Raw genomic sequence first — 2,815 nt, 5'->3', positions numbered from 1 at the left:
AGGAAAAGAAATCAACCGAGATTCCGAGAGTAGCGGCGAGCGAAATCGGATTAGCCCTTAAGCAACTTATGTCTTAGTGGAAGGCTCTGGAAAGTGCCGCGATACAGGGTGATAGCCCCGTACACGAAAAGTCATTTGTTGTGAAATCGAGTAGGTCGGGACACGTGTTATCTTGACTGAATATGGGGGGACCATCCTCCAAGGCTAAATACTCCCAGCTGACCGATAGTGAACCAGTACCGTGAGGGAAAGGCGAAAAGAACCCCTGTGAGGGGAGTGAAATAGATCCTGAAACCGTGTGCGTACAAGCAGTAGGAGCAGACTTGTTCTGTGACTGCGTACCTTTTGTATAATGGGTCAGCGACTTATTGTCAGTAGCAAGGTTAACCGTTTAGGGGAGCCGTAGGGAAACCGAGTCTTAATAGGGCGTTCAGTTGCTGGCAATAGACCCGAAACCCGGCGATCTATCCATGGGCAGGTTGAAGGTTAGGTAACACTGACTGGAGGACCGAACTCACTAACGTTGAAAAGTTAGGAGATGACTTGTGGATCGGAGTGAAAGGCTAATCAAGCCGGGAGATAGCTGGTTCTCCCCGAAAACTATTTAGGTAGTGCGTCATGTCTCACCCACGGGGGTAGAGCACTGTTTGGGCTAGGGGGTCATCCCGACTTACCAACCCCATGCAAACTCCGAATACCGTGGAGTGCAATCATGGCAGACAGACTGCGGGTGCTAACGTCCGTAGTCAAGAGGGCAACAACCCAGACCGCCAGCTAAGGTCCCAAATGCTAGTTAAGTGGGAAACGATGTGGGAAGGCTCAGACAGCTAGGAGGTTGGCTTAGAAGCAGCCACCCTTTAAAGAAAGCGTAATAGCTCACTAGTCGAGTCGGCCTGCGCGGAAGATGTAACGGGGCTAAAATTAGCAACCGAAGCTGCGGATGCTTTCGAGCATGGTAGGGGAGCGTTCTGTAAGCCGTTGAAGGTGAGTTGAGAAGCTTGCTGGAGGTATCAGAAGTGCGAATGCTGACATGAGTAACGATAATGCGGGTGAAAAACCCGCACGCCGGAAGATCAAGGTTTCCTATTCAACGTTAATCGGAATAGGGTTAGTCGGCCCCTAAGGCGAGGCAGAAATGCGTAGTCGATGGGAAGCAGGTTAATATTCCTGCACTTGTTATTACTGCGATGGAGGGACGGAGTAGGCTAGGCCAGCACGGCGTTGGTTGTCCGTGTTTAAGGTAGTAGGCTGGAATCTTAGGTAAATCCGGGATTCTAAGGCTGAGAACTTATGACGAAGCTGACTTAGGTCAGTGAAGTGGTTGATGCCATGCTTCCAAGAAAAGCTTCTAAGCTTCAGGTAATAACGAACCGTACTCCAAACCGACACAGGTGATCAGGTAGAGAATACCAAGGCGCTTGAGAGAACTTGGGTGAAGGAACTAGGCAAAATGGTACCGTAACTTCGGGAGAAGGTACGCCGACATTGGTGATGGGACTTGCTCCCTAAGCTAAAGTCGGTCGAAGTGATCAGGTGGCTGCGACTGTTTATTAAAAACATAGTACTGTGCAAACACGCAAGTGGACGTATACGGTATGACGCCTGCCCGGTGCTGGAAGGTTAATTGATGGGGTTAGCTTCGGCGAAGCTCTTGATCGAAGCCCCAGTAAACGGCGGCCGTAACTATAACGGTCCTAAGGTAGCGAAATTCCTTGTCGGGTAAGTTCCGACCTGCACGAATGGCGTAACGATGGCCACGCTGTCTCCACCCAAGACTCAGTGAAATTGAAATCGCGGTTAAGATGCCGTGTTCCCGCGGCTAGACGGAAAGACCCCGTGAACCTTTACTATAGCTTTACACTGAACTCTGAACCTATTTGTGTAGGATAGGTGGGAGGCTTTGAAGCGGTAACGCTAGTTATCGTGGAGCCATCCTTGAAATACCACCCTGGTATGTTTGGGGTTCTAACGCAGGTCCCTTATCGGGATCGCGGACAGTGTATGGTGGGTAGTTTGACTGGGGCGGTCTCCTCCCAAAGAGTAACGGAGGAGCACGAAGGTTGGCTAATCCTGGTCGGAAATCAGGAGGTTAGTGTAATGGCACAAGCCAGCTTAACTGCGAGACTGACACGTCGAGCAGGTACGAAAGTAGGTCATAGTGATCCGGCGATTCTGTATGGAAGGGTCGTCGCTCAACGGATAAAAGGTACTCCGGGGATAACAGGCTGATACCGCCCAAGAGTTCACATCGACGGCGGTGTTTGGCACCTCGATGTCGGCTCATCACATCCTGGGGCTGAAGCCGGTCCCAAGGGTATGGCTGTTCGCCATTTAAAGTGGTACGCGAGCTGGGTTTAGAACGTCGTGAGACAGTTCGGTCCCTATCTGCCGTGGGCGTTGGAAAGTTGAGAAGAGTTGCTCCTAGTACGAGAGGACCGGAGTGAACGAACCGCTGGTGTTCGGGTTGTCATGCCAATGGCATTGCCCGGTAGCTACGTTCGGACGGGATAACCGCTGAAAGCATCTAAGCGGGAAGCCTCCTTCAAGATTAGCTTTCCCTGGGATCTTGAATCCCCTAAAGGGCCGTGGAAGACCACCACGTTGATAGGCTGGGTGTGGAAGCGTTGTGAGGCGTTGAGCTAACCAGTACTAATTGCCCGTGAGGCTTGACCATATAACAGAAACGACTGATGGTTACAGACGTAACATGATCAATCGACGGACTTAAGTAAAGCGATACACAGACTGTCCTTAGCAGCTATTACATACTGAGATTGTTCCAGACAATCTTCAGCATACGCTCCATCCGTGGAGG

Annotated in this window: 1 rRNA gene; it reads left to right on the top strand. The window is 51.0% G+C overall.

Annotated features, from left to right (window positions below):
- Positions 1 to 2,674: ribosomal RNA gene (locus GILYN3_RS16365) — 23S ribosomal RNA — on the top strand; the annotation flags it as partial.
- Positions 2,675 to 2,815 lie beyond the last annotated feature (141 nt).

It is taken from the genome of Gilvimarinus polysaccharolyticus (genome assembly GCF_001187555.1).
In the GTDB taxonomy this organism is placed as follows: domain Bacteria; phylum Pseudomonadota; class Gammaproteobacteria; order Pseudomonadales; family Cellvibrionaceae; genus Gilvimarinus; species Gilvimarinus polysaccharolyticus.
Note: the sequence above shows the minus strand (reverse complement) of the source record. Positions and strands in the feature narration are given on the sequence as shown.